Origin of the sequence: Comamonas guangdongensis, assembly GCF_041079535.1 — a bacterium.
Taxonomy (GTDB): Bacteria; Pseudomonadota; Gammaproteobacteria; order Burkholderiales; family Burkholderiaceae_C; genus Comamonas; species Comamonas guangdongensis.
In genome coordinates this window covers 1-25,380 of sequence record NZ_JBFYGN010000024.1, presented here as the reverse complement: position 1 = coordinate 25,380, position 25,380 = coordinate 1, and the positions used below count along the sequence as shown (strand labels likewise).

The window sequence follows — 25,380 nt, the reverse complement described above, 5'->3', positions numbered from 1 at the left end:
GCTTCAGCTTCCCGCCCCATGGGCAAGCCGTGGATCCAGCCAGGGGTAGAGCAGATCCACGATCAGATTGATGGTCACAAAGGCCGTGGCGGACACCATCACCACCGCTTGCAGCACGGCCGTGTCCTGGTTGCCCACAGCCTGCTGGGTCAGGCTGCCCAGGCCGTTGAGGCCGAAGACCGCTTCGGTCACCACGGCGCCGGCCAGCAGCTCGCCGAACAGCATTCCGCCCATGGTCAGCACGGGCAAAAGCGCGTTGCGTGCCGCGTGCCGCAGCAGCACCTGCAGCTGCGATGCGCCCTTGGCCCGTGCCACGGCCACATAGGGCTGGGCCAGTGCGGCATCCAGGTTGCGCATCAGAATCTGCGCCAGGGGCGCGGAGATGGGGACCGCCAGCGTCAGCGTCGGCAGGATCAGGCCCTGCCATGGGCCGGGATTGATGACCGGCACCCAGCCCAGGCGGAAAGACACCCACTGGATCAGCATGATGCCCAGCCAGAACACCGGGATCGAGGCGAAGAGCGAGGGCAGCGACTGCAGCAGCATGCGCAGCATCCGCACCCTGGCCACGCTGGCCGCCAGCGCCAACCCCAGGGCCAGCAGCAGCGCCGCAACCAGCCCCAGCGCGGCCAGGCGCAGCGTGGGCGGCAGATTCGTGGCCAGGCCCTGGCTGACCGGGACGCCGGCCTGCAGCGAGTAGCCGAAATGCCCCGTCAGGAACTGCCCCAGCGTATGCAGATACTGGCGCCAGACCGGCTGATCGGCACCGTAGGCCGCCTGGATCTCGGCGATCTGCTCCGGCCCCAGGCCCAGGTCGGGGTTGAGGAACTTGATCAGCACCGCATCGCCTGGCATCAGCTGCAGCAGCACGAAGGACACCGAGAAAGCCGCCCACAGCACCACCAGAGCCTGGCCGCTGCGCCGCAACAGGTAGGCAGTCATCGCTTGGCCAGCCAGGTAGCGTAGAAGCTGGGCCGGCCCACGGCCTCGAAGTCCACATCGCGGACCCAGGTGGCGCCCGCGAAGGCTTGCGGCTCCTCGAAGATAGGAATCACATAGGCCTGGGCGATCAGGTAGCGCTGCACCTCCGCCGTGAGCTGCAATCGCTTGGCGCCATCGGTCTCGGCCGCAATCGCATCCAGCAGGCTATTGAGCTTGGCATCGACAAAGCCGTTGACCTTCTGGCTGACCCCGCCTTTTTGCAGCAGCACGTTGCGATTGGTGGGGTAGTAATTGCTCTTGATCACGTCCGGATCGGCACGTCCCACCATGTTCGGCGCCACCGGCGTCTTGGCGGGATCCAGGCCGTCCAGCGTCCTGCTGCCAGCATCTCCGGCCAGCACATTGAGCTTGACGCCCAGCCGGCTCCACTGCTGGGCCACCAGCTGCAGCGTCTCCTTGTTCTGCGGCTGCGGCAGCGACTCATAGGCCGTCAGCACCAGCTCCTGCCCGCCCTTCTGGCGTAGCCCGCTGGCGCCCACGGTCCAGCCGGCCTCGTCCAGCAGGCGCCGGGATTGCTCGGGGTCGAACTTGAGCTCGGACGCCAGGTCCACATAGCCGGCGGCCGATCTGGCGACCACCGATGTCGCCTGCGGGTAATTGGCCGAGAACAAAGTCTGCACCACCTCGGCCGTGTTCGTGCCGTGCAGCAGGGCCTGGCGCACGCGCAGATCGGCCACCAGCGGGTTGTCGGGACGGAAAGCGATGCTGTTGTTCACGCCGCGCGTGGAAGGCGCATAGATCTGGAAGCTGTGCTCCTGCACGCGCTTTTCGTCATAGGCCTGGACCTGGCGAATCAGGCCGGCCTGGCCCGACAACAGGGCGCCTATGCGCACGCTGTCCTCGGGCGTGACCACAAAGCGGATGCTGTCCAGCCGCGCGCGGCCCTGGTGCGCATGTTTGGCCGGGCCCCAGTTGTAGTCGGCACGGGCCTTAAGCAGCAGCTCCTTGCCCAGGGTCTCGCTGGCCACCACAAACGGGCCGGAACCGATGATGCGCGTGGCGTCGCCCAGCTCTTCGAAAGGCCGGTCCAGCGTGGCCAGCGACACCAGTCCCGAGCCGATCACCGAAGTGGCCTGCAGAAAGCCCGGCGACGGCTTGCTGAAGTAGAACTTCACGGTCAGCGGGTCCAGGACCTCGCTGCGCTGGTAGTTGTTGATGGCCTCCGAAACCGGCAGTTTCAAGGCCTTGTTGCCCAGGCCGTAGGTGTCGAAATTCTTGGCCACGGCGGCGGCATCCAGCGGCGTGCCGTCGGAGAAACTGACCCCGGGACGCAGCTTGAAGGTGAACTCCGTGGCGTTGCCGTTGATGCTCCAGGACTCGGCAATCCAGGGCTGGATTTCCAGCGTCTTCGGGTCCTGGTAAGTCAGCTTGTCCGTGATCTGGTTGAGCACGCCACCGTTGGGGTAGAAGCCGCCGGCTGGCGGATACAGATTGCTATGCGCCTGCTGCTCCAGATACACCAGTTCCCCGCCCTGCGCCACAGCTGCCTGCTGCGCACCTGGCTTGCCCGCGCCTTGCGGCGAGCAGCCCGCCAGCCAGACTCCCGCAGCCATCGCTGCCAGCCACAACCAATGGTTATTTCTTCTGTATTGCTTTTGCACTAGATCATCCACCCTTCATGCCATCGAGGCGCTGTAACGCAAGAACCGGAAAAGCTCTCCGGATGGCATGCATGCTAGGAAGCACTCTCGTTTTCCCGAACTGCTGTTTTCGCACTTGGATATGCAACCAGCAGATATGCGCATCCGGCGCAAACCGCATAAGCAAAACCGCATTCGGCATTTGCGCGCCGCAGGCCGCGGCGCCAGCATGGCGCTTTCACACACAGGAGAAAGCCCATGTCATTGCCTCTGGACCACATCGTGATTGCCGTGCACGACCTGCAGAAAGCCATAACCGATTACCGCAGCCTGGGATTCACGGTGACGCCCGGCGGAGACCACCCGGGGCGGGCCACCCACAATGCGCTGGTGGTGTTCCAGGACGGCTCCTATTTCGAGCTGATTGCCTGGAAAGCTCCCGAAGAGGTTCACCCCTGGTGGCCCAAGCTCGACCGCTTCGGCCCGGGCATCGTTGATTTCGCGCTGCTGCCCTCCTCCACTCCCAAGGTCGTGGCGCAGGCACTGTCGCGCGGTCTGGCCTACCAGCCTCCCGTCGACGGCGGGCGCTTGCGCCCCGACGGCGTGGAACTGCAATGGCAGAACGCCAGACCCGCCACGCCGGACCTGCCTTTTCTGTGCGGCGACCTGACGCCGCGCGCCCTGCGCGTACCGGAGGGCGGCGTGCGCGAGCACGCCAACGGCGTGCAGGGCGTGGCCTATCTGCATATCGCCGTCCACGATGCAGCCGCTTCGCTTGCACGCTATCGCGCCCTGCTGGACCTGCAGGATACCGCCGTCACCCACAACGACGCAGGCACCGCGAGCCTGCAACTGGGCAACACCCAGCTGAAGCTGGAAAGCGCCAGCAGCAGCCGCGCCGCGGCCGCGCGCCTGGCGCAGCAGGGCGAAGGCCCATTCGCCATCGGCCTGTACACAACGCAGGCCGGTCCGCTTGGGGCCATCACGCAGGGCGACACGCACGGGGCCCACATCGTGCTGCTGCCGCAGGACGACAGCGCGCCCCGGGCCACTCATACCCAAAGCGTATTTGCATAGCCGCAAAGCTTCGTTGCCATGCCCGGGCATGGCTCTCGATACTGCGGCATCCCATCACAGACGAACAGATTTTCACCATGAACAAGCGCGACTTTCTCCGTACCTCTGCGGCCTTCCTGCTTCCGGCGGCAGGCATCGTGAGCCGGCCCGCATCGGCCGCGACCACGGCTCCCGCGCTGATCCGCGTGGGGGTGCGCGGCGGCGTGGATGAGGAGATCTGGGAAGTGGTCACCAAGGTTGCCAGGGAGCGCGGCCTCAATGTCAAGCCGGTGGTGCTGAGCGGTTCGGTCAGCCCCAACGAAGGCGTGCACAACGGCGACCTCGAAGCCAACTCCTTCCAGCACCAGCCATACCTGCGCGACCAGAACCAGCAGCGCGGCTACCAGTTGGTCTCCGCGGGCGATACCTATATCTCGCCGATCGCCTTCTACTCCAGGAAATTCAAGCGCCTCGCCGATCTGCCTGCCGGTGCGCGCATTGGCATACCCAACGACCCCAGCAACCAGACCCGCGCCCTGGTGGTGCTGCGCGACCAGGGCCTGCTCGACCTGCGCGCCGGCTTCGACCCCTTCACCGGCACGGCATCGCTGGCCGATGTGACGGCGCTGCGCCAGAAGGTGGAGCTGGTGGAAGTGGCCTCGGTGGTGCTGGCCCGCTCTCTGGACGACCTGGCGGCCGCTGCCATCGTCAACAGCTTTGCCTACCAGGCGGGGCTGATCGCCACGCGCGACGGCATCGCCGTGGAAAAACGCGAGCGCAACCCCTACGTCAACATCATTGCCATACGAGCCAGGGACAAGGAGGCGCCATGGACCCGGCAGTTGGTCGCGGCCTACCAGTCCGAGCCCGTGCGCCAGTTCATCCAGCAGAAGTACCAGGGCTCGGTGATCCCCGCGTTCTGAGGAAGGCTCTGCCATGACCCATCTCCCCAAGACTTCGCGCCGCACCGCGCTCACGACGCTGCTGGGCGTCGGCACCGCTGCCCTGCTGCCGATCTCCACCCATGCGGCGCAACGCGTGCGCGTCGGCATTCGCGGCGGCATCGGCGAGGAAATCTGGGCCGAAGTGGCCAAGGCCGCCAGGACCAGAGGCCTCGATGTGCAACCGGTCGTGCTGGGCGGCTCGGTCAGCCCCAACGAGGCGCTGAACAACGGCGATCTGGAGGCCAATGCGTTTCAGCATCTGCCCTTCCTGCAGGACCAGGTGCGCCAGCGCGGCTACCGGATCGTGTCCGTGGCTAACACGTTGATTGCGCCCATCGCCTTCTATTCGCGCCGACACAAGCGCCTGGAAGACCTTCCCGCCAAGGCGCGGGTGGGCGTGCCGAACGACCCCAGCAACCAGACCCGCGCCCTGGTGATTCTGCGCGACCACGGCCTGATCCGGCTGCGCGATGGCTTCGACCCCTTCACCGGCACGGCCGGCCTGGCCGACGTCACGGCCAATCCGCGCCAGCTCCAGCTGGTGGAGGCGGCCTCCAATGTGCTGGCCCGCTCCGTGCCCGACCTCGACGCCGCGGCCGTCATCAACACCTTTGCCTACCAGGTGGGGCTGATCGCCACACGCGACGGCATCGCCGTGGAAAAGCGCGAGCACAACCCCTACGTCAACATCATCGCGGTGCGCAGCAAGGACCAGGATGCGCCCTGGGTCAAGGCCCTGGTCGCATCCTTCCAGACCGACAGCGTGCGCCGCTTCATCGAGACCCAATACCAAGGCACGCTGATTCCGGCGTTCTGACTGACCGCATGACCACACTCCCTCCCGCGGTGCAGCTGGCGCCGCATATCGTGTTCGACGGCGTGGCCAAGGCCTACGCGGGCCGCAGCGGCCCGGTCCAGGCCCTGTCGGCCGTGGATTTCGACATCCGCCATGGCGAGGTGTTCGGCATCATAGGCCGCAGCGGCGCCGGCAAATCCACGCTGCTGCGTACCATCAACGCACTCGAAACCCCGTCCGCGGGCCGGGTGCAGATCCATGGCGTGGATCCGGCCCAGCTGGACGAAGATGCGCTGGTCGCGCTGCGCCGGCGCATCGGCATGATCTTTCAGCACTTCAATCTGCTGTCGGCCAAGACCGTGCGCGAGAACGTGGCCCTGCCGCTGCGCGTGGCCGGCGAGCGCCCGGCCGTCATCAAGGCCCGCGTGGACGAGCTGCTGCAGCTGGTCGGCCTCGCCGACAAGGGCCACGCCTATCCGGCCCAGCTGTCGGGCGGGCAGAAACAGCGCGTGGGCATTGCCCGTGCGCTGGTGCACGCCCCCGAGGTGCTGCTGTGCGACGAAGCCACCAGCGCACTGGATCCCGAGACCACCCAGTCGATACTGGCCTTACTGCGCGACATCAACCGCCAGCTCGGGCTGACCGTGGTGCTGATCACCCACGACATGGCGGTGATCCGTGCCATCTGCGACCGCGTGCTGGTGCTGGACCAGGGACAGGTGCAGGAGATAGGCGAAGTCTGGCGCGTCTTCGGCGCGCCTCTGTCGGCCGCCACCCAAGCCCTGCTGCAGCCGCTGCTGCAGGGACTGCCGCCCGATCTTGCACAGCGCTTGCAGCCAGGGCCTGCGGGCACGGCAGACCGCGCCGTGCTCAGCCTGCGCTTTGCCGGCTCCCGGCGGCCGCAAGGCCTGCCGCTGCAGGCCCTGGCTGCGCTGGGCCCGCAGACGACGCTGCTGCATGGGGGCCTGGACCGCCTGCGCGGCCACTCCCTGGGCCAGTTGCTGGTCTCGGCGCCCGCCGCCGGACTACCTTCGCTCGATGCCTTGCGCCAGTCCACCGGCGCCGACCAACTGGAGCTGCTGGGCTATGTCCGCGCCGATTGACAAATACATTCAGGCCTTTGTCGAGACCCTGCTGATGGTGCTCTCCTCCTCGGTGATTGCCATCAGCCTCGGCCTGGCACTGGCCATTGTGCTCACCGTCACCGGGCCGCGCGGTCTGTATGCGCGCCCGCGCTTCTACAAGGGGCTGTCGGTCACGGTGAACATCTTCCGGGCCATACCCTTCATCATCCTGCTCGTGGCCCTGCTGCCGGTCACGCGCAGCATCGTCGGCACCACGCTGGGCACCTGGGCCGCGGTGGTTCCGCTATCGGCCAACCTGATCCCGTTCTATGCCCGCATCGCCCAGGTCAGCCTAAACGATGTGGACTCCGGGCTGGTGGAGGCCGCGCGCGCCATGGGCTGCAAGCGCTGGCATATCGTGCGCCATGTGCTGCTGCCCGAGGCCCTGCCCGGCATCATCGGCGGCATGACGGTCAGCGTGATCGCCATGGTCAATGCCTCGGCCATGGCCGGCGCCGTGGGCGCCGGCGGCCTGGGCGACCTGGCCATACGCTACGGCTACGAACGCTATGAGACCCGCGTGATGTTCGAGGTCATCGTGATCCTCGTGGCACTGGTGTCCGTGGTCCAGTTCGCGGGCGAGTCGCTGTCGCGCAAAACCGATCACCGGCGCTGAATCCGGCCGCCGCAAATCGGCCGGACGCAAACATCAAAGAGCCTTCCCGCTTGCCAGGCAAGCGCTGAAGGCTCTTTTTACATGGCGCCTGAGTTTGAATTCCATGCATTCAAACGCTTTAAATATCTTTAAGTAATTAAGAAGTGAAAAAACATTAATTGTTTTTATAAACAAGCTTTTTTATAGTGGCGGCCAAACAGAACTTTCCAAGGCAACACCTGATGAATGCCTCTCACCCGCAACTGCACACAGGACTGCACTGTCCTCGACCCTGAAGCCTTCACGGCCTCCAGCCCAAGCCATTCCCGAGAATGCAGCAGGCTGCAGCCACCGCCTCAGACCTTCTACGCCTAAACGACAGATATGGCCGGGAAGGCGCCTCCCTGCCAGCACAGGCATGCAGTCCCATGAACATCAAGTCCGTCAACCATATCCACTTCCACTTCCATCCCCGGTCCAGGGAGGAAATCCGCTTCTTCTACGCCACCGTGCTCGGGGCCCATGAACTGCGCACACCCGAGAAAAAACAGCTGCTGCAGTTCGAGATGGGCGACCAGCTGCTGTGCTTCACGCCGGATGCCGGCGCTCAGAGCCGCAGCAGGACGCAGCATGTCGCCTTCAACGTCGAGGGCATGGGCGATCTCAGAAAGCGCCTGACCGCCTTTGACCTGTGCTTCATCGAAAGCCACCCGGAGGCTGCGGCGGCGCAGCAGATCTACATCAAGGACCCGGCGGGCAATCAGCTGGAATTTCTTGAATGGCGAGACCAGCTCGCGGCTGCCGGGATTGCGGACGATGGAGCCAGGCCATGAACTTCCAGCAACTGCGCTCCATCCGTGAAGCTGCGCGCAACAACTACAACCTGACCGAGGTGGCGTCCGTTCTCTTCACCTCCCAGCCCGCCATCAGCCGGCAGATCCGTGAACTCGAGGAAGAGCTTGGCGTGGAGATCTTCACGCGTGCGGGCAAGCGGCTCACGGGGCTGACGCCGCCCGGCAAGACGCTGCTGCCCATCATCGACCGGCTGCTGCTGGAGGCCGGCAACCTCAAGAACGCGGGCAAGGATTTCAAGGAAAAGGACACGGGGGTCTTCTTCGTGGCAGCCACCCACTCCCAGGCCCGCTACGCGCTGCCGGCCGTGGTGCGGGACTTCCGCAAGATCTACCCGGGCGTGACCCTGCATCTGCGCCAGGGCTCGCCGCAGCAGATTGCCGAAATGCTGCTGGCCGGAGAGGCCGACATCGGCGTGGCGACCGAAGCCCTGGCCAACTACCAGCAGTTGCTCACCCTGCCCGGCTATCGCTGGTCGCACAGCGTGATCGTGCCGCCCGGGCATCCCCTGCTGCTGCAGACAACGCCGATTTCCCTCGAAGATCTGGCCAGCTACCCCATCATCACCTACGAGCATGGATTCACGGGACGTGCGCATATCGACGAAGCCTTCGCCCGCGAAGGCCTGGCCCCGGAAATCGTTCTGACGGCCATGGACGCGGACGTGATCAAGACCTATGTGGAACTGGACATGGGCATAGGCATCGTGGCCTCCATTGCCTTCGATGCCGAACGGGACCGCTTGCTGCGTGCCATTGACGCGCGCCACCTGTTCGAGATCAATCTCACGCGCATTGCCGTGCGCCGCGGGATCTGGCTGCGCGACTATGCCTATCATTTCATCGAGAGCTTCGTGCCGACGCTGACGCCGGAGGTCGTGCGCCAGAAACTAAGCGAAGGCCACGAAGACTGAAGCCGTCCGGGGCGGCAACCGCTACGCCGCACCGGATCAGCGCACACCGTGCACCCGCCCGCCCTTGATATAGAGCACCGGCTCCACATCCATGAGCCGCAGAATGCGGGTCAGGCTGTCCTCGGCCACCGGCGTCCCAGGGTTTGCCGGCACTTGCGTGCTGCGGCACAGCAGGTCCTCGTCACTCCAGTTGCCCACGGCCCGGCTGTTGCGCGCCCGCAGCCAGCCGGCCTTGTCCGCCAGCAGTTGCACATCGCGCATCGCGGCATCGGCGTTCACCAGACCCAGGGCCTGCCGCGCCGTCGCTGCCGAAGTGACGATGCAGTCCACCTGCTCCGGAATGGCCGGCAGTTGCTGCCCTGCCGGCGGCAGCCACAGCGTCACCATGCGCGGGTCGGGCGGCAGCCCCTCGGCATCGGCCAGGCTGACCAGCCGCAAGCGCTGCCCCTGCCAGTCCCGCACCCGCGTCTTGTCGGAGCGGTGGCAGCGCAATGCCATGTCCGGCAGGGCTATGGGCTGGGCCCAGTTGCCGGTGGCGTTCAGCAACTGGCCCGCCGCCTGGGCACGCAGAAAATGCAGCAGCTCCCAGCTCTGGTCCACCGATAGCTGCCCCGCAAAGCCCGGCATTGTCGTGTGCCCCTGGCCGTCCCGCACGCCATGGCGCACGGCCTGCAGCAGCTCGCCGTCTGCACGGCGCCATAGCAGCGGGCCGATGAAGCTGGGCGGCCACACGGCCTGGGCCGCCGCATCCGGCCCCTGGCCGTTGCCCGCGGCGCCATGGCACTGCAGGCACAGGCGCTGGTACTGTGCCGCGCCGCGGACGATGGCGACGTCGGTGAACGGCAAAGGATTGCGGTGAAAGCTCGCAGGCCCGGCCTGCACCAGCACCACCTGGTGCGAAGGCCAGGGCGCCAGCACGACGGCAGCCAGTGCCAGCCCCAGCAGGCATAGGCTGTAGCCGCGCCTGCGCCGCCACAGCACCGCCAGAACCAGCAGTGCCAGTGTGGCAATCACGGCCGCCAGACTCCAGACCAGCTGGCGTGCCTGGCCCTGGTCCAGCAGCAGATATTCGCCGGCCAGTCGCTGCGTCCATGGCCAGGCCGGCTGTCCATCCACGTCTCCCGTCCAGCCCAGGCCGTGCAGCAGCTGCAGCAGGCCGGACTGCCCGCGATGGATGGCTTCCAGCAGCCAGACCAGCCATGGGGCATCCGCTACACGCTCGGGCATCAGGCCACTTCATCCAGTCCGAGATGGTGCAGCGCCTGCTGACGCAGCTCGACAAAGCGCGGCTGCGTACGATGGCGCGGATGGGGCAGATCCACCGCCAGCTCCTTGACCGTGCGCGCCGGGCGCGGCGAGAACACCACCACGCGGTCGGCCAAGAACAGCGCCTCTTCCACATCGTGCGTGACCAGCAGCACCGAAAAGCCGGCACGCTGCCACAGCTTGAGCAGCTCGCCCTGCATGGACAGCCGGGTCAGCGAATCGAGCTTGCCCAGGGGTTCGTCCAGTATCAGCAGCTGCGGTTCGTTGACCAGCGCACGCGCCAGGGCCGCACGCTGGGCCATGCCGCCCGAGAGCTGGTGCGGATAGCTGGCCGCGAACTCGGACAGACCCACCAGCGCCAGAGCTTCGTCGACGCGCGCATGCTGGTCCTTGGGCACCTTGCGGGCCTGCAGGCCCAGGGCCACGTTGTCACGCACCGTGCGCCAGGGAAACAGCGTCGGATCCTGGAAGACCACGATGCGCGAGGGATCGGGCCGCTCTATGGGCTGGCCGTCCTGTGTGATCTGGCCGTGCGCAGGCGGTTCGAGGCCTGCGACCAGGCGCAGCAACGTGGATTTGCCGCAGCCGCTGGGGCCCAACAGCGCCACGAACTCACCGGGCCTCACCTGCAGGCTGACATGATCGAGCACCGGCAGGCTGGCCCCGCCGGGCTGGGCAAAGTGGTGCGACACATTGGCGATCTCAATGCGCGCACCTGCGGTGATGGAGGCCTGCGCAGACGGCTGCAGCTCTCTTGCGATATTCACCATTTCACGGTTCCTTTCTGCCAGCCCAGCAGCCGGTCACGCAGGGTGAACAACAGGGTGATCAGCCCCGAGCACAGCACCGCCATCACCAGCAGCGCGCCATACATATTGGCGTAGGCGGCCCAGCCCTGGGCCCACTGCAGATACCAGCCCAGCCCCGCCTTCACGCCCATCATCTCGGCCGTGATCAGCACCGAGAATGAAGCGCCCAGCCCCATGAACAGGCCCACGAAGACCTGAGGCAGAGCAGCGGGGATGGCCACGCGCAGCACCAGAAACCACTCCGAGGCACCCAGAGTGCGGGCCACGTCGTAATAGCTCTTGCTGACGTTGGCCACGCCGGACCAGGTCAGAACGGCCACCGGGAAAAAGGTGGCCAGCGCAATCAGGAACACCGCGGCACTGTGGCTGCTGGGCGCAAAGAAGAAGGCAAGCGGCAGCAGCGCCGATGCCGGCACCGGCCCCAGGAAACGCAGCAGCGGGTGCACCCAGTAGCCGGCCACGCGCGACCAGCCCACCCACACACCGGTGACAAAGCCCACCACGCTGCCGATCACAATGCCCTGCAGCAGCAGGCGCAGCGAGTAGGCCACCGATATGCCCAGCCGGGCCGAGTCGTCCAGATAGACTTCCAGCAGGCTTTGCGGCGGCGCGAAGAACGGCGGTGGCAGCAGCCCCAGCTTGGCCGTCACCACCTCCCACACGGCCAGCAGCAGGGGCGCAGCGACCAGCCAGGCACCGGCAGGACGCAGCCAGCGCAGCAGCCGCCCCGCTCGCCCTCCCGCCAGGGCCACGGCCGCCAGCAGCGCCGCGATGGCGGCCGTGAGCGCGGCAAACTCCGTGGTGTAGGCCCAGTCGCTGAAGCCGATTTCCTTGTTCGGCCACAGCCAGGTCAGCGCCCCCAGCAGCAGCCAGGCCAGGGCTGCAACCAGGCCCTGGCGCCACAGGCCTTGGCGGATGGAAGGGGCCGGCGCTTCTGCACGCGCTTCGACAACCGCCGGCGCACCCAGGTCCAGAACGGCTTGGGCGCCGCTCATGACAGCACGTCCTGCGTGATGTGGCGCGCAAAGCGTGCCGGGTCGGTGCTCTTCTTCAGAATGCCAGCGGAGCGGAAGTCGGCCACGAAGTCGCGCACCTCGTCATGCAGGCGGCCGCCGTGCGGATGGTGCTTGTAGGTCAGCTCCGCAATCAGGCGCTGCAGGTCCGGCACTTCGAACTTGGGCGTGTAGCGCGCAAAGATCCTGGCCGCCTCGTTCGGGTTCTCGGCCACATAGTCCGATGCCTGGGCCAGGGCGCGCACCACGGCCGCAGCGCTCTTGCGGTCATCGCGCACGAACTTGGCGCTGGCACCCAGCACGCAGCAGATCTTCTCGGCGTATTCGCCGGTGGCGCTGTTGCCCAGTTCGGTGAACACGCCGGGGTTGCGCTTTTCGATCAGATAGAGATTGGGGTCGCCGTCGGCAATGGCGTGGATCTCGCCCTTCTTCACGGCCACATCCAGCAGATCCGCGGGGAAGACTCGCCACTCCACGTCCTTGTCGATGTTCAGCCCCCTTCTGGCCAGGTGGATGCCGTAGAACTGCTTGGCCGGGCTGTTCAGGTCGGACACGCCTATCACCTTGCCCTTGAGCGTCTTCACATCCTGCGTCACGCCCGCGGCGTTGACGCCGACCAGGCGCAGGCAGCCGCCGTGCACGCTGCCCACGATCTTCACATCCAGCCCCGCCTCCAGCGGCTTGACCCAGCGGTGGATCAGACCCACGCCGACCTCGGCCTTGCCGGTGGCCAGCGCTTCCAGCAACTGGTCGGCAGAGCCTCCCCAGTTCAGCACCTCCACCTGCAGGCCGTTCTTCTCGAAGAAGCCGCGCTCCAGCGCAATCGGCACGGGCACCTGGCAGAAACTGGCCTGGCTCCAGGCCAGGGTGATCTTGCGCGGCTGCGAGCGCGCGGCCAGCGGCAGCAGGCCTGCCGCGGTTGCGGCCCCCAGGAAATGGCGCCGTTTCCAGGACTCACCCTGGGTCAGGGGCAAAAATCCATCCATGTCGTCCCTCCGGAAGTCAGTGAAAGTGCAAGCACGATAGGTCCGCGGCCAGCACCACGCCAACGAAGGAATCCGTGTATCGATATGCAGAAATTCGGCAGCCGGCCCCAGGGGCTTTCGCATGCGAAAAGCGCATATGCAAACTCAAAAAGCTTCGTAGCCCGCGCCGCGGGCTTGGCCGACCATGGCGTCATCCCAACCGGAGAAACACCATGAGCCTGAACGACTACCTGCATCACAAACGCCACGCCGTCCTGGGGCGCCAGCAACGCATTGCCGAAGGCCGTGCCGAAGCCGCCTCGCTGCACGCCCATGTCAGCGCCGAAGGACGCAGCGGCATACGCCGCCTGCGCATCCGCGAGCACCAGGTGATCAGCGACAGCCCTTACGACTTCGCCGGCTTCAACCTGGGCCCGTCCTCGCCCGAGCTGCAGCTGGGCGTGCTCGGCACCTGCGTCACCCACATATTTGAAATCCAGGCGGCGCTGCTGCAGGTGCCGCTGGACAGCGTGGAAGTCGATGTGCGCGGCACCATAGACCCGCGCGGCGGCCACCCCGGCCACGAGTCCACGCCCATCTGGCCCCATGACATCCGCTATGAAGTCCAGGTCGCATCCAGCGCATCGGATGCACAGCTGCAGGAGCTGTTCGCGGCCGTGGAAAAGAACTGCCCCATCCTGAATCTGCTGCGCAACCCGCAGCACATCGTGGGCACCCTGGTGCGCGCCGCACCGGCGGCTCAGGCGGCGGCCGCCTCCGCGCAAAAGGAAGCACTCCCCGCATGAGCCACGCACCTGCTTCCAGCCAGAGCGCCGCCTGGCGGCCTGACACCATCGTGCTCCATGCGGGCTACGACGGGCTGCAGCACCAGCGCAGCGCCGCGGTTCCCATCTACCAGACCAGCTCTTTCCTCTTCGAGAATGCCCAGCATGGAGCGGAGCTGTTCGACCTGGTGCAGGAAGGGCCGGTGTACGCACGCACCGGCAACCCCACGCAGGTCGTGCTGGAGCAGCGCATCGCCCAGCTGGAAGGCGGTGCGGCCGCATTGGCCGTGGCCTCCGGCATGGCGGCCATCGACATCACCCTGGCCACGCTGGCCCAGGCCGGGGACCATGTGATCCTGGCCTCGGCCCTGTATGGCGGCACCCACAACCTGGTGGTGCACGTGCTGCAAGGCCGCGGCATTGCCAGCACCGTGGTGGCGCGCGGCGACAGCGACGCCTTGCGCGCGGCCATCACAGAGCGCACCAAGGCCGTGTTCCTGGAGTCCGTCGGCAACCCCTCGGGGGAAGTGGCGGACATTGCCGCGATTGCCGCACTGGCCCATGACCACGGCGTTGCGGTGGTGGTGGACAACACCAGTGCCACGCCTCTGCTCATCCGCCCCCTGGAGCATGGCGCCGATGTGGTGCTGCACTCCGCGACCAAATACATAGGCGGCCACGGGGCCGTCATCGGGGGGCTGATCGTGGACGGCGGCCGCTTCGACTGGAATGCGCAGACCCAGCGCTACCCGCAGCTCACGCGCCCGGACCCGGCCTTCCACCACGTGGTGTTCACCGAGCGCTACCCCGAGGCTCCGCTGCTCGCACGCGCGCGCACCGTCATGCTGCGCAATGCGGGAGCCACGCTGGCCGCACACTCGGCCTTTTTGCTGCTGCAAGGGCTGGAAACACTGGCACTGCGCATGGAGCGCATCAGCAACAACACGCTGGCCGTGCTGGACTTTCTGCAGGTCCAGCCCCAGGTGGCACGCGTTTTCCATGCTGCCGTCTCCGGCCACGCGGACCGCGAGCAAGCCCGGCGCTATCTGCGTGGCGGCCTGATCCCCGGCCTGCTGTCCTTCGAGCTGCATGGAGGCAGGGCTGCGGCCCGGCAGTTCTATGACGCGCTGCAGCTCTTCCTGCGCCTGGTCAACATCGGGGACAGCAAATCCCTGGCGGCCATTCCCGCCGAAACCACCCACCACCTGCTCAGCGATGCGGAACTGGCGCGCGTGGGCATTGCTCCGGGCCTGGTGCGCCTGTCCATAGGCATAGAGCACCCCGACGACCTGCTGGCCGATCTGGGGCAGGCCTTGAAGCAGGCGACCGCCACCAGCGATTCATCACCCTCTTCCATCGACGGCCTTCAGGAGCCTGCATGAGCACCGCCGCACCAGCCATTCCCCCTGCGCCCTCCGCACCACAGGACTCCCTGCCGGTCATCGACCTGGCGGAACTCGGTGACTCCGCGCGCCACACCCCAGCCCATGCGCGACTGGCGCGCATCGCACGCGATATCGGCTTTTTCTACCTCGAAGGACATGGCATAGACAGCGCACAGATCGAGCGGATGGAAACCATTACCCGCCAGTTCTTCGCCCTGCCGCCCGAAGCCAAGCAGCGCATTGCCATGCGCAACTCCCGTCATTTTCGCGGCTATACCGGGGTGGGCGGCGAAATCACCCGCCTGCGGCCCGACCTGCGCGAGCAGATCGACTTCGGCGAGGAGCTGCCTCCAATACACCAGGCGCCCGAGACGCCGGCCTGGTGGGGTTTGCAAGGCCCCAACCAGTGGCCCGAGGAACTGCCCGCACTGCAAGGCGAAATCCTGGCCTGGCTGGAGACCACGCGCAAGGCGGCCAAGCGCCTGCTGCAGGCCTTTCTGGTGGCGCTGGAGCAGCCGGCCACGGCACTCGACGCCCTAGTCGCTCAGCCGCACAACAACCGCCTGAAGATCATCCACTACCCCGGCCAGGCACAGTCGCAGTCCGACCAGGGCGTGGGCACGCACAAGGACGGCGGCCTGCTGACTCTGCTGCTGCAGGACGAGGTCGGCGGGCTGCAGGTGCAGACAGCACATGGCTGGCTGGACGTTCCGCCCCGCAAGAACGCTTTCGTCGTGAACATCGGCGAGATGCTGGAGCTGGCCACCAACGGCTATCTGCGCGCCAATGTGCACCGCGTGGTCTCGCCGCGCTCTGGAGCCAGCCGCTACTCCATCGCCTATTTCTTCTCGCCCAGCCTGCAGGCCCGGGAAGTGCCTCTGCTGGATCTGCCCCCCCACCTCGCGCAACAGGCACGCGGCCCGGAAAGCGATCCGCTCAACCCCTTGTTCAGCCATATCGGCACCAATGCGCTGAAGGGCCGCGTGCGCTCCCACCTGGATGTGGCCGAGAAGTTCTATCCCGCACAGTTCGCGCAGCTCGATGCCAAGGCCCCGAGCGCCTACTGAGGCCCTCTGTCGACGGCGTCGCCGTCAACGCAGGCATGGCAACAGCCCGGCGCAGCTTGCCATGCCTTCTATTGCTGAACCCGTGCCCGATTGAGCAGCTGCCGGCTCAATCGCATTCAGGCGCGCGCCGAAGAAACCGCGCTCCGCAATGCCACTGCGGGCTTCATTGCGATTTGCATATAAAACCGCAGTACTTTATAATCCATAACCTTGCTGCATTGCACTTGCCTTTTGCAGCAATTTCCCCGGCAGTTCTCACGTTGCCTCACGCTCGACTCTCCCCTGAGTCTTGAGTGCTCTCTTCGGCAAGAAAGCAAGCCACCCGCAAGCGGCTGGCGTTCATGGTCCAGGTCTTCGGACCGGATCCGTTTTCACCCTTACTGGCAGGCGCAGCCCATGCATGGGCCGGCGCCGCCGTTGACACGATATGCATACAGAACAAATCACTGAGCGTGTCGGCAACTACATTGTTACTGCCCTCACCCAGATCACTCACACCGGCAAGGTGGCTGCAGCGGTTTCCATCCGCCGCGGCAAATACGACCGGATTTTCAGGTTTATCCGCCAGTTCGACAGCGCTGGGACGGCCAGCCGCTATGCCCTCGCCGAAGGGCGCGGCATGGTGCTGAAAAACCAGCTGAACTGACTCTCTCTAGAAAGGAAATATTTTGGCCAAAGAAGAATTGATTGAAATGCAAGGCAGAGTGGACGAGGTTTTGCCGGACGCCCGTTTTCGCGTAACGCTGGACAACGGCCACCAGCTGATTGCCTACTCCGGCGGCAAAATGCGCAAGCACCGCATTCGCGTGCTGGCCGGCGACAAGGTGACGCTGGAAATGTCGCCTTATGACCTGAACAAGGGTCGCCTGACCTTCCGCCATATCGAACGCTCGGGCGGCGGCCAGCCTCCTCAGCAGCGCCGGCACTAAGCGCTGCCACCGCTGCCGCAGGCCCCCAACTGCGCTCCTTGGCAGCCCTCCTTATCCGGCCGCAGCGCCGGATACAGCCGCAGATGCGTGGCGCCCGGCAGCAGGCGCGCGGGCCTGGAGACCGCAATTCCCGGCTCGCCTTTATGGCACAACCCCGTAAAAACAACTATCAATGAAATAACTGGTGGCGCGCATATATAGCCACATTCATTGCAGATACCCTCTGAAATCAAGGCAGGATCAGCGTAATTCGCTTCTATTTTGAAAGCAACGCCCGCATATCGCGATGAACCGGGCAGGCGCTGCTCATGATTTGATACAGCATCTCGAGTGCATTGGCCTTAAGCTTGCGGCTTTCCAAGTCACTTCCGTAGCGCCCTGCTCGCGCGCCGCGCCATTTCTGATGCATCTGATTCTTGCCACACTCTCCGTCTGCCTGCCTGTTGCACTGCTGGTCACGCCTTTGAGCAGCCTGGCTCACGGCCATGGACACCATGGCCACAAGCACAAGGAGGAGTACTGGGATGGCCAGTGCAAGGTCGAGCGCAAGTGGAAGGGCAATGGCGAATACAAGGAAAAGCGCAAATGCCGCGACCGCCCCATGGTCTACGCTCCGCAACCGGTCTATATCGCGCCGCCCCAGCCCGTGTATGTGGCGCCCCAGCCCCAAGGGCTGGTGATCGATTCGCGCATCGTGATCCGTCCCTGAACCGGGGCTAGCCGTCCAACCGGCGTGCGGCCTCGTCGGCAATCAGCTCCCACACCCTGTGCGCCACGGGCGAGAGCTCGCGCTGCTGGCGCCGCACCAGCATGATGCCGCGCTCCACCCGCGGCACCAGCTGGCGGCTGACCAGCACGGCGGGCTCGCCCGATCTGGCAGCGGTCGCGGCCAGCCTCTTCCAGGCCGCGGGAATCGCCAACTGCGGCACCACGCTCAGGCCAAGGCCCTGCTGCACCATGCTGTAGATGGTGGTGGTATGCCCCACGTCCTGCACCACCGATGCGGCCGCGCCATGGGCCTGCAGCGCCGCATCGATCAGCCGGCGGCTGCCGGAAGCATGGTCTAGCAGCACCAGGGGCTCGCCGGCCAGCTCGGCCCAGGACACCTCTTTTTTGCGCGCCAGCCGGTGCGAGGACAGGCAGACCAGGCAGAAGGGCTCGGTCAGAATCGTCTGCACATGCAGGTCCTGCTTTTCCGACGGGTCTATCACCACGCCAAAGTCCACCTCGCCGCTGCGCACGCTGAGCAGCACATCGCTTTGGATGCGGTCCAGCAGTTTGATGTCCACCCCCGGTGATTGCTGCTTGCTGCGCGCAATGCACTGCGGCAGCAGATTGGCCGACAGCGTGGGGCTGCTGGCCACCTTGACCCGGCCCTTGCGCTGCGTGGCCAGACCTTGCACCTCCAGCAGGCAGGCATCCAGATCTTCCAGAACCCGCGTGACATTGCCCAGCAGCACGCGGCCCGCATCGGTCGGCTCCACCTCGCGCGTGGTGCGGTGCAGCAGCTGCAGCCCCATGGCCTGCTCCAGCTCCGTCACATTGCGGCTGACGGCGGGCTGCGTCAGGGCCAGCGCCTCGGCCGCGCGGCTGAAGCTGCGGCTCTCGGCCACGGCCACAAAGGTGCGCAACTGGCGCAGGCTGATATTCATATCAAAAAATTATAGAACTATCGAATAAATCCATTTCTCTTTTGAATTGAATGCGTGTCCAATACGCAGCCATCGCGCCCCATGCGCGCCCGCCTTGATGGCTTTGAAGCAGAAATATGTCCCGTCCTCGTTTTCTTCCCGACAACTTCACCCTGGCCCTGCTCACCACCGTGGTGCTGGCCAGCTTTTTCCCGGCGTCCGGCAAATTTGCCGACTATGTGGAGCTGGCCACCACGGCCATCGTCAGCCTGCTGTTCTTTCTGCATGGCGCCAAGCTCTCGCGCCAGGCCATTTTTGCGGGCATAGGCCACTGGCGGCTGCATGTGTGGATCTTCATCGCCACGTTTGTGCTGTTCCCGCTCCTGGGTCTGGCGCTGCGCCCTCTGCTCTCGCCCCTGGTCACGCCCGAGATGTATATAGGCGTACTGTTTCTCTGCACCCTGCCCGCCACCGTGCAGTCGGCCATCGCCTTTACCTCCATGGCGCGCGGCAACGTGCCCGCGGCCGTGTGCAGCGCTTCGGCCTCCACTCTGCTGGGCATCCTGGTCACGCCGGTGCTGGTGAGCCTGGTGCTGAACAAAAACGCTGAGGGCGGCGATGCGCTGCATGCGATCGGCAAGATCGCCATGCAGCTGCTGCTGCCCTTCATCGTGGGCCATCTGCTGCGCCCCGTGATAGGCGGCTTTTTGCAGCGCCGCGCCTCCATCATCAAGCTGGTGGACCAGGGCTCTATCCTGTTCGTGGTCTATGCGGCGTTCAGCGCGGCCGTCATCAGCGGCCTGTGGCAGCAGACGCCCATCCCTTCGCTCCTCGGCCTGATCGCGCTGTGCGGCATCTTGCTGGCCGTGGTGCTGGCCATCACCACCTGGGGCGCGCGCCGCCTGGGCTTCAACAAGGAAGACGAGATCACGCTGGTGTTCTGCGGCTCCAAGAAAAGCATGGTCAGCGGCATCCCCATGGCCAATGTGCTGTTTCCGGCCGCATCGGTGGGCGCGATCGTGCTGCCGTTGATGCTGTTCCACCAGATCCAGCTCATGGTCTGCGCGGTGCTTGCGCAGCGCTATGCCCGGCGGGTGCAGATCAGCGACGACACCGCGGCTCACTGAACGCGAACCGCAGACCTGACAAGGGGCGCCAAAGCGCCCCTTTGTTTTTTGCAGCGGCCGGCCCTCAGCCCCAGAGGGTCAGAGCGTTTTGCTTGTGCAGCAGGCGTGCCGTTTCCGCATTCACCGAGTCGGCCACCACGACCCGGATGCCGAGCACGGCCGCGGTTTCCGTCATGGCCTGCAGCAGATGCAGCGCGCCGGGGCTTTGCCAGGATTGCTCGGAGAAATCTCCGCCCAGCTTCACATAGCGCAGCGGCAGGGTGTGCAGCTGCACCAGAGCCATGGGCTGCTGGTCCAGGCGGCGCAGGCCCACGCCCACACCGGCCAGCGCCATGCTGCTGCAGAACTCGCTGACCTCGTGCGGATAGGCCATGAGGCCGTGCGCATCCAGCTCCAGGCACAGGCCCGGCAGATGCGGCTGCCACTGCGGCGCTTGCAGCAGCTCGCGCAGACGCGCCAGAAAATCCGTTTGCGCCAGGGATGGCAGGGAGATGCGGATGACCAGCTCGGATTTTTCGGACTGCTGCTGCAGCCAGCCCAGGCCCAGCGAGACCGCGCGCAGATCGAAGTCCGCAGACAGGCCCAGGCGCACGGCCACGGGCAGGAATAGCGAGCCCATCAAGGTCTCGCCCGATGCGGCGCGCAGGGTCAGCGACGCTTCGCTGTGCTTTTGCGCGCCATCCTGCCCCTGGAAAGCCATGGGCTTGACGGCCAGGGCCAGCATGCTGGGCGTTTCCAGCGCAGCCATCAGCATCTGGCGCCACAGGGTCTCGCCCGCCATATTCGAGACCACCTCCTCGTCGCCATAAGCCACATACTCCACGTCGGCTTGGCCCGAGCTTTCGGCGCGCATCAAACCGTAGTCCAGACGCGAGAGCACGCCGGTCACCGAGCTGGACGAGGAGTAGTCGGTCAGCGCAAAACTCCAGCGGCACCAGTGGCCGTCGTTCAAGGTCACGCGCATGGACAGCAGCACCTGACGAATCTGCTGCACCAGGGACATGGCCTGCGGCCCGAGCAGCGCGGGCATGAGCACCACGAAATCCGAGCCGTTCAGGCGCGCCAGCTGCGGGCCGCCCTCGCCATGGCTCTTGAGGACCTGGCTCACGTTCTCGCCCACCGAGGTCAGCCAGGCATCGGCGCTGGCGCGCGACATCTGGGCATTGAGGGCCAGCAAGTCGCGCTGGCGAAACAGCATCACATGGCCACCCGTTGCCGCGCCCAGCGCCCGGCGCAGCTCGTTGACGAAGTACTTGCGGTTGGGCAGCTGCGTGACCGGGTCTCGGTTGACCTCCAGCTCCAGCGATTCGATGCGCGCGGTCTGCTCCTGCGCCGTGGCCTGCACCCGCTCGCGCGTATCGGCAATGGCCGTGAGCACGGGCACCAGTTCGGCCACCATCGCCCTGGCCGGCAGGGCAGGCCTGACCGAAGTCCCGGAGCGGCTGTCGATGGCCCGCACCTGGGCCGTAATCTCCTGCTGCAAGACCTTGCGGAACCACTTGAGCAGCAGCACCACGAACAGGGCCCAGGCCAATCCGGCCGCCACCACCAGCCCCGCCATGCGCACGCTGCTGCGCCACAGCGCTTCGCGCGCATAGCCGTTGTCCACGGCCACCGACAGCCGTCCCACCTGTCGCCAGCCGTCGCTGACCTCGCGCAGCGCCTCGGGCTGGCTCAGCGGCAGCAACTGCGAGAACCAAGCCGGCGCCTTGAGGTCCGCGGCCTGATCGTCGCGGCTGCGCTCGAACAGCAGCTTGCCATCGGGAGCCGTCAAGCGGATGGCGTGAAACTGGCCGCTGTCGAACAAGGCCATCATCAGCAGCTCCTGCGTCACCGGGTCCTGGTTTGACGGCTGGGACAGCGAAAGCGCCAGCGACGAAGCGGCGTTCTCGCTTTCCGACTGCAACTGTCCGTCCAGATACTGCTTCGCCGCTCCGATGCTGAATGCCAGCGTGCCACTGAGGATGGCCAAGATCGCCACCGTCACGCTAAGCAGTAGCTGCTTCAACAAAGACATGTTTGCCGCCTTTCGATTACCAAATCATCCACCACGCTGCTCCCCGTAGTCCCGCGCGCCCTGCTCCCGGATGCGCGGAAAGCGCTAGCGGCGTGCCTCCTCCAACCCAGCGCTGCCCTCATGGCATGAAGCCCTCTTGCTGCATCCGCGACAGCAATCCCCGCCAACGGCTGATGCGCTCCACCGGAGCCGCCTTGCTGGCCCCGGCCACATAAATGCCCTGGCCGTTGAAGCTGAACGCAGGCGTCAGATCGCTGCGCTGGCTGGCCGGCATGATGTCGGCCACGAGGTTGTCCAGCACCAGCGGGTCCGAGGTCGGCTTTTCGTAGTAGCCGAGCACCATATGCGCAATGCTCTGCGTGCTGCCGACGCCGCCCACACGCGCGCGCACATAGATCAGCCTGAGCTTCTCGACCGGAACCCCGAGCCGCATCAGCGAAAAATACTTGCCGATCACGAAGTCCTCGCAATCGCCGGCGCGTTTGCCCAGGCTCTCCAGCGGCGTGGCCCAGTAGTCGGCCTCGCCCCAGACCACCGTGTCGTCCGATCCCAGCACCGTGTGGTTCCAGAAATCGTTGACCGCCTGCAATTGCCGTGCCGGCGGTCGGCCGGCCTGGGCCTCCAGCATGCGCAGCCAGTCCTGCAGCGCCTGCACCCCCTGGGCGCCGAAGCGCGACTGCATGGTCTGCTGCACGCGGGCCAGGTCGAATTCCAGAGCGCTGCGCCCGGGCACGGGCGCCAGCCACGCCAGTACCAGCGCGGCCACTCCCACGCGGCAAACCGCCGCCCAACGACGGCGAGACAACAGTGCCCCGGCCAGCCCCATGCTTGTTCCTATCCAGAATTCGACGCACACCCAGCGCCCAAGAGCGGGCCATCCGGACATTGTCCACCACCTTTGAGGCATTCAACGCCAGCCATATGGCGGCGCACAAAGGCAGACATTCCTACGACAAAAGGCGTATGCACCAGGGATGCATGCGCCTTTTGCATGGCTTGAGAAAGCGGCCTCGAGAACGATCTCTCAAGGCCATGCCCCTCAATGCTGGCCGTCCAGCGTCAGCTTGCCCTGATCGATCAGCTGCTTGATCATCGCATTCTGATCGGTCACTGCCCCCACCAGATCCACCCCCTTGAGCGTGATCTCCTGGTTGAAGTTGCTGCCATCGGTATTCAGGTGGCCGTCCGTCGAAATCTTGATCACGGTATCGGTCTGACCATTTGCCGTAACCTTCTCCAGATGCAGGAACTTGCTGAGATCCGTTGCATTTTCCTCGCCTTGCAACAGGTCATGCAGGTCCAGCTTGTCCTTGCCGTTGGGGTCTGTGCCACCGAGGCCAAAGTCCAAGATCACATCCCTGGCGGGCGCGGCCACCGTGCCTTCATCCCCCTTGTCCCAGACAAACAGGTCGTCACCCGCACCGCCGATCAGGGTATCGTTACCCTTGCCTCCATGCAGCTCGTCATTGCCCGCGCCACCGTACAGGATGTCATTGCCATCGCCGCCATACAGCTTGTCGTCTCCACCCTGGCCGTAGAGGATGTCGTCACCGCCATCGCCATACAGGGTATCGTTGCCGCCACGGGTGTCACCGCTGACGTTGAAGTCCGCATGGTGGCCCTTGATGTAGTCGTAGATATCCTTGTCGGTAGGCACATGATGATCCGCGCTGGACAGGGTCAGGAACACTTTCAGTGCCTCCAGACCCGAGCCATTCGGCAAATTGGCAGGACGCCCGCCCACAGAGGCCCAGTTCAGCACATTGCCATCGGTATTGATGACGTCGCCGAAGAGGATGTCGTTGCCGTCGCCACCGTGGATGATGTCGTTGCCAACGGGTGCCGGGTCTGTGCTGCTGGAGCCCCCCTGCAGCGCCATCGCCAACTGGTCCGCAGTATTGACGATATCGACATGTCCTTGCTGTGCAGCAGGCAACAGCGTGACATTGTCGATCTGCAGCTGCGCTGCATTACCGTTGGCGCTGTGATCGTCAACGGAATACACAAAGCGGTAAGTGCCCGCGCCCAGCAAGTCCGTCGTGATCGTCGTCCAGTTGCCGTTAATGCCCAGCGAATGCTCAGTGCCAAGAGCTCCGACATCGGTCCATACACCGCTCACCAGCATTTGCAGCTTCCATGTGAAGAGATCTCCGCTGCCCGTGTTGGCGGTACGGTACTGGAATGTTGCAAAACTGTGATCGTTTGCCGCAAGCGTGAACTGCGGCGACCCGGCTTTGTATGCATTCGCACCAGCGCTCTGTGTCGTATCGGTGATGGCCATATAGCCGCCAGTGCGACTGATGGTTCCCGTGCCTGCCGAGCCTGTATCCGCAACGGACCAGCTGCTGCTGTTGCCCCAGCCATTCCCATTAGAGAAATTAGCCAATGTAGTAGCTGTCGCGTAACTGTTCACGACCCACTGCTGGTCTCCAGTATTGTCGAAATATTGCAATTGGCTTTCAGTCACGCCGTTACCAACGCCAATCGCATACACACCACTCTTGCTACTCAGTGAGTTGAAGGCATTGATAGAGTCATTCATGACGTTGCCACCCGAGCTGCTGGTATTCGGGTCTCCATCCGTCAAGAAATAGGTCACGTTTTCAAACGTCTTGCCACCCGACTGTTGCGCACTGGCTTGAGCATTGAACCAGTTCGTAGCCTCTTTAAAAGCCGCCTCGTAGTTTGTATTGCCATTAGCCGACAACGCCTTGATCGCATTCACCAAACTATCCAGGTTGCTAGCCGTCAAACCTTTCACTTCGAAAGTCGATTTGACACCCGAGGCGAAGCTGATCAGGTCCACATTCACAGTGCCGAGATTGCTTCCCTTTGTCAGAGACGTGACCAGATTGACAAGCGCATCGATTTCCAACTGCATGCGCGTCTTGCCAGGCGTTCCAGAGGCACTGCCCATACTGCCCGATGTGTCGACGATCAATGCAATGTTGTAGTTCTTGCCCGGCTGGATAACGGTGTTTGTGCCACCGGCATCGCCCAGAATGACATCGTCACCTGCACCGCCGTTGATCGTGTCCGAGGTATTGCCTCCGCCGATGAACTGGTTGACATTGATGGTCAACGTTGCCGACTTCATGTCACCATCACCATCCTTGACCGTGTAGGTGAACACGTCCTGAGCATTTCCGCTCACATTGGGATTAGCCGTGTAGGTGTAGCTGCCGTCGGCATGCAGTGTCAGCTTGCCGTAGGAGCCCGTGATCTCGCTATTCACGCCCGTGGTCACATTGCTTGTCGTATCCGAGCCGGCCTTTACACCCACCACGGCGTTGCCGCCATTGGCCCAGCCATCCGCTCCGGACTTGTCGTTGGCCAGCACGCCATCGGCCGCCGCCACGGTCAGTGCACCTCCTTCGGTCACCTTGCCCAGGTCATTCACGGCCACCGGCACGTCGTCCACGATGGTGACGACGATGTTGCCTGCGGCCGAGCTGCCGCCCACGCCGTGCACCGTCACACCGATGGTGTCGGTGACGCTGCCGTCGGTGGCCGTGCCCGAGGCG

Annotated in this window: 25 protein-coding genes; 14 read left to right on the top strand and 11 right to left on the bottom strand. The window is 65.0% G+C overall.

Features of this window, described 5'->3' with window-relative positions:
* Nucleotides 1–3 precede the first annotated feature (3 nt).
* Together AB6724_RS17585 and AB6724_RS17580 are read right to left on the bottom strand one after the other, a co-directional pair.
* Nucleotides 4–942, bottom strand: a complete 939-nt coding sequence (locus tag AB6724_RS17585) for an ABC transporter permease (RefSeq protein WP_369339828.1) — start codon at nt 940–942, stop codon at nt 4–6.
* Nucleotides 939–2,555: a TIGR04028 family ABC transporter substrate-binding protein gene (locus AB6724_RS17580; protein WP_369339827.1), complete on the bottom strand. Its 1,617-nt coding sequence runs from the start codon at nt 2,553–2,555 to the stop codon at nt 939–941. Before AB6724_RS17580 ends, AB6724_RS17585 begins: the two co-directional genes overlap by 4 nt.
* A gap of 285 nt (nt 2,556–2,840) precedes the next feature.
* Between AB6724_RS17580 and AB6724_RS17575 the strand changes: the two genes are divergently transcribed.
* From AB6724_RS17575 to AB6724_RS17545, 7 genes are all read left to right on the top strand, one after another.
* Nucleotides 2,841–3,659: a VOC family protein gene (locus AB6724_RS17575; RefSeq protein WP_369339826.1), complete on the top strand. Its 819-nt coding sequence runs from the start codon at nt 2,841–2,843 to the stop codon at nt 3,657–3,659.
* A 77-nt stretch (nt 3,660–3,736) separates the two neighbouring features.
* Nucleotides 3,737–4,561 (top strand): MetQ/NlpA family ABC transporter substrate-binding protein, encoded by an 825-nt coding sequence (locus AB6724_RS17570; protein WP_369339825.1) that lies wholly within the window; start codon nt 3,737–3,739, stop codon nt 4,559–4,561.
* Between the two features lie 13 nt (nt 4,562–4,574).
* Nucleotides 4,575–5,399, top strand: coding sequence for a MetQ/NlpA family ABC transporter substrate-binding protein (locus AB6724_RS17565; protein ID WP_369339824.1), 825 nt, complete (start codon nt 4,575–4,577; stop codon nt 5,397–5,399).
* Between the two features lie 8 nt (nt 5,400–5,407).
* Nucleotides 5,408–6,481 (top strand): methionine ABC transporter ATP-binding protein, encoded by a 1,074-nt coding sequence (locus AB6724_RS17560; RefSeq protein ID WP_369339823.1) that lies wholly within the window; start codon nt 5,408–5,410, stop codon nt 6,479–6,481.
* Nucleotides 6,465–7,118 (top strand): methionine ABC transporter permease, encoded by a 654-nt coding sequence (locus AB6724_RS17555; protein WP_369339822.1) that lies wholly within the window; start codon nt 6,465–6,467, stop codon nt 7,116–7,118. The genes AB6724_RS17560 and AB6724_RS17555 overlap by 17 nt, the downstream gene beginning before the upstream one ends.
* A gap of 407 nt (nt 7,119–7,525) precedes the next feature.
* The gene (locus tag AB6724_RS17550) at nt 7,526–7,930 is read left to right on the top strand and encodes a VOC family protein (RefSeq protein ID WP_369339821.1); all 405 of its coding nucleotides are present in this window, start codon (nt 7,526–7,528) and stop codon (nt 7,928–7,930) included.
* The gene (locus AB6724_RS17545; protein ID WP_369339820.1) at nt 7,927–8,862 is read left to right on the top strand and encodes a CysB family HTH-type transcriptional regulator; all 936 of its coding nucleotides are present in this window, start codon (nt 7,927–7,929) and stop codon (nt 8,860–8,862) included. The genes AB6724_RS17550 and AB6724_RS17545 overlap by 4 nt, the downstream gene beginning before the upstream one ends.
* Before the next feature lie 36 nt (nt 8,863–8,898).
* On the opposite strand, the gene AB6724_RS17540 is transcribed toward AB6724_RS17545, so the two are convergent.
* Genes AB6724_RS17540 through AB6724_RS17525 form a run of 4 tightly spaced genes read right to left on the bottom strand, consistent with a single transcriptional unit; the run spans nt 8,899 to nt 12,936 of the window.
* A complete protein-coding gene (locus AB6724_RS17540) occupies nt 8,899–10,089 on the bottom strand; it encodes a c-type cytochrome (RefSeq protein ID WP_369339819.1) in 1,191 nt (396 codons plus the stop codon).
* The gene (locus AB6724_RS17535; RefSeq protein WP_369339818.1) at nt 10,089–10,898 is read right to left on the bottom strand and encodes an ABC transporter ATP-binding protein; all 810 of its coding nucleotides are present in this window, start codon (nt 10,896–10,898) and stop codon (nt 10,089–10,091) included. The genes AB6724_RS17540 and AB6724_RS17535 overlap by 1 nt, the downstream gene beginning before the upstream one ends.
* Complete coding sequence (locus tag AB6724_RS17530) at nt 10,892–11,932, bottom strand: ABC transporter permease (RefSeq protein ID WP_369339817.1); 1,041 nt, start codon at nt 11,930–11,932, stop codon at nt 10,892–10,894. The genes AB6724_RS17535 and AB6724_RS17530 overlap by 7 nt, the downstream gene beginning before the upstream one ends.
* The gene (locus AB6724_RS17525) at nt 11,929–12,936 is read right to left on the bottom strand and encodes an ABC transporter substrate-binding protein (RefSeq protein ID WP_369339816.1); all 1,008 of its coding nucleotides are present in this window, start codon (nt 12,934–12,936) and stop codon (nt 11,929–11,931) included. The genes AB6724_RS17530 and AB6724_RS17525 overlap by 4 nt, the downstream gene beginning before the upstream one ends.
* 212 nt (nt 12,937–13,148) lie before the next feature.
* Between AB6724_RS17525 and AB6724_RS17520 the strand changes: the two genes are divergently transcribed.
* The 5 genes from AB6724_RS17520 (at nt 13,149) to infA (ending at nt 17,081) form a co-directional block, all read left to right on the top strand.
* A complete protein-coding gene (locus AB6724_RS17520; RefSeq protein WP_369339815.1) occupies nt 13,149–13,721 on the top strand; it encodes an OsmC family protein in 573 nt (190 codons plus the stop codon).
* Nucleotides 13,718–15,082: an O-acetylhomoserine aminocarboxypropyltransferase/cysteine synthase family protein gene (locus AB6724_RS17515; protein WP_369339814.1), complete on the top strand. Its 1,365-nt coding sequence runs from the start codon at nt 13,718–13,720 to the stop codon at nt 15,080–15,082. Before AB6724_RS17520 ends, AB6724_RS17515 begins: the two co-directional genes overlap by 4 nt.
* On the top strand, nt 15,079–16,152 hold the full coding sequence (locus AB6724_RS17510) for an isopenicillin N synthase family dioxygenase (protein WP_369339813.1): 1,074 nt from the start codon (nt 15,079–15,081) through the stop codon (nt 16,150–16,152). Before AB6724_RS17515 ends, AB6724_RS17510 begins: the two co-directional genes overlap by 4 nt.
* A gap of 427 nt (nt 16,153–16,579) precedes the next feature.
* Nucleotides 16,580–16,798: a hypothetical protein gene (locus tag AB6724_RS17505; protein WP_369339812.1), complete on the top strand. Its 219-nt coding sequence runs from the start codon at nt 16,580–16,582 to the stop codon at nt 16,796–16,798.
* Nucleotides 16,799–16,820: 22 nt separating this feature from the next.
* Nucleotides 16,821–17,081 carry a translation initiation factor IF-1 gene (infA, locus tag AB6724_RS17500; RefSeq protein ID WP_369339811.1) on the top strand — a complete coding sequence of 87 codons (261 nt, stop codon included), beginning with the start codon at nt 16,821–16,823 and terminating at the stop codon, nt 17,079–17,081.
* A 256-nt stretch (nt 17,082–17,337) separates the two neighbouring features.
* Here infA and AB6724_RS17495 read toward each other — a convergent pair whose 3' ends face one another.
* Nucleotides 17,338–17,490: a hypothetical protein gene (locus AB6724_RS17495; RefSeq protein WP_369339810.1), complete on the bottom strand. Its 153-nt coding sequence runs from the start codon at nt 17,488–17,490 to the stop codon at nt 17,338–17,340.
* Here AB6724_RS17495 and AB6724_RS17490 point away from each other — a divergent pair.
* Nucleotides 17,485–17,790, top strand: a complete 306-nt coding sequence (locus AB6724_RS17490; RefSeq protein ID WP_369339809.1) for a hypothetical protein — start codon at nt 17,485–17,487, stop codon at nt 17,788–17,790. The genes AB6724_RS17495 and AB6724_RS17490 overlap by 6 nt on opposite strands.
* Before the next feature lie 7 nt (nt 17,791–17,797).
* Here the strand turns inward: AB6724_RS17490 and AB6724_RS17485 are convergent, their stop codons facing one another.
* On the bottom strand, nt 17,798–18,733 hold the full coding sequence (locus AB6724_RS17485; RefSeq protein WP_369339808.1) for a LysR family transcriptional regulator: 936 nt from the start codon (nt 18,731–18,733) through the stop codon (nt 17,798–17,800).
* Between the two features lie 116 nt (nt 18,734–18,849).
* Between AB6724_RS17485 and AB6724_RS17480 the strand changes: the two genes are divergently transcribed.
* On the top strand, nt 18,850–19,839 hold the full coding sequence (locus AB6724_RS17480; RefSeq protein WP_369339807.1) for a bile acid:sodium symporter family protein: 990 nt from the start codon (nt 18,850–18,852) through the stop codon (nt 19,837–19,839).
* A gap of 64 nt (nt 19,840–19,903) precedes the next feature.
* Here the strand turns inward: AB6724_RS17480 and AB6724_RS17475 are convergent, their stop codons facing one another.
* From AB6724_RS17475 to AB6724_RS17465, 3 genes are all read right to left on the bottom strand, one after another.
* On the bottom strand, nt 19,904–21,856 hold the full coding sequence (locus tag AB6724_RS17475) for a bifunctional diguanylate cyclase/phosphodiesterase (protein WP_369339806.1): 1,953 nt from the start codon (nt 21,854–21,856) through the stop codon (nt 19,904–19,906).
* Between the two features lie 118 nt (nt 21,857–21,974).
* Nucleotides 21,975–22,628, bottom strand: a complete 654-nt coding sequence (locus tag AB6724_RS17470) for a transglutaminase-like cysteine peptidase (RefSeq protein WP_369339871.1) — start codon at nt 22,626–22,628, stop codon at nt 21,975–21,977.
* A gap of 267 nt (nt 22,629–22,895) precedes the next feature.
* Nucleotides 22,896–25,380: cadherin-like domain-containing protein (locus tag AB6724_RS17465; protein WP_369339805.1), on the bottom strand; the 2,485-nt coding region annotated here is incomplete at its 5' end.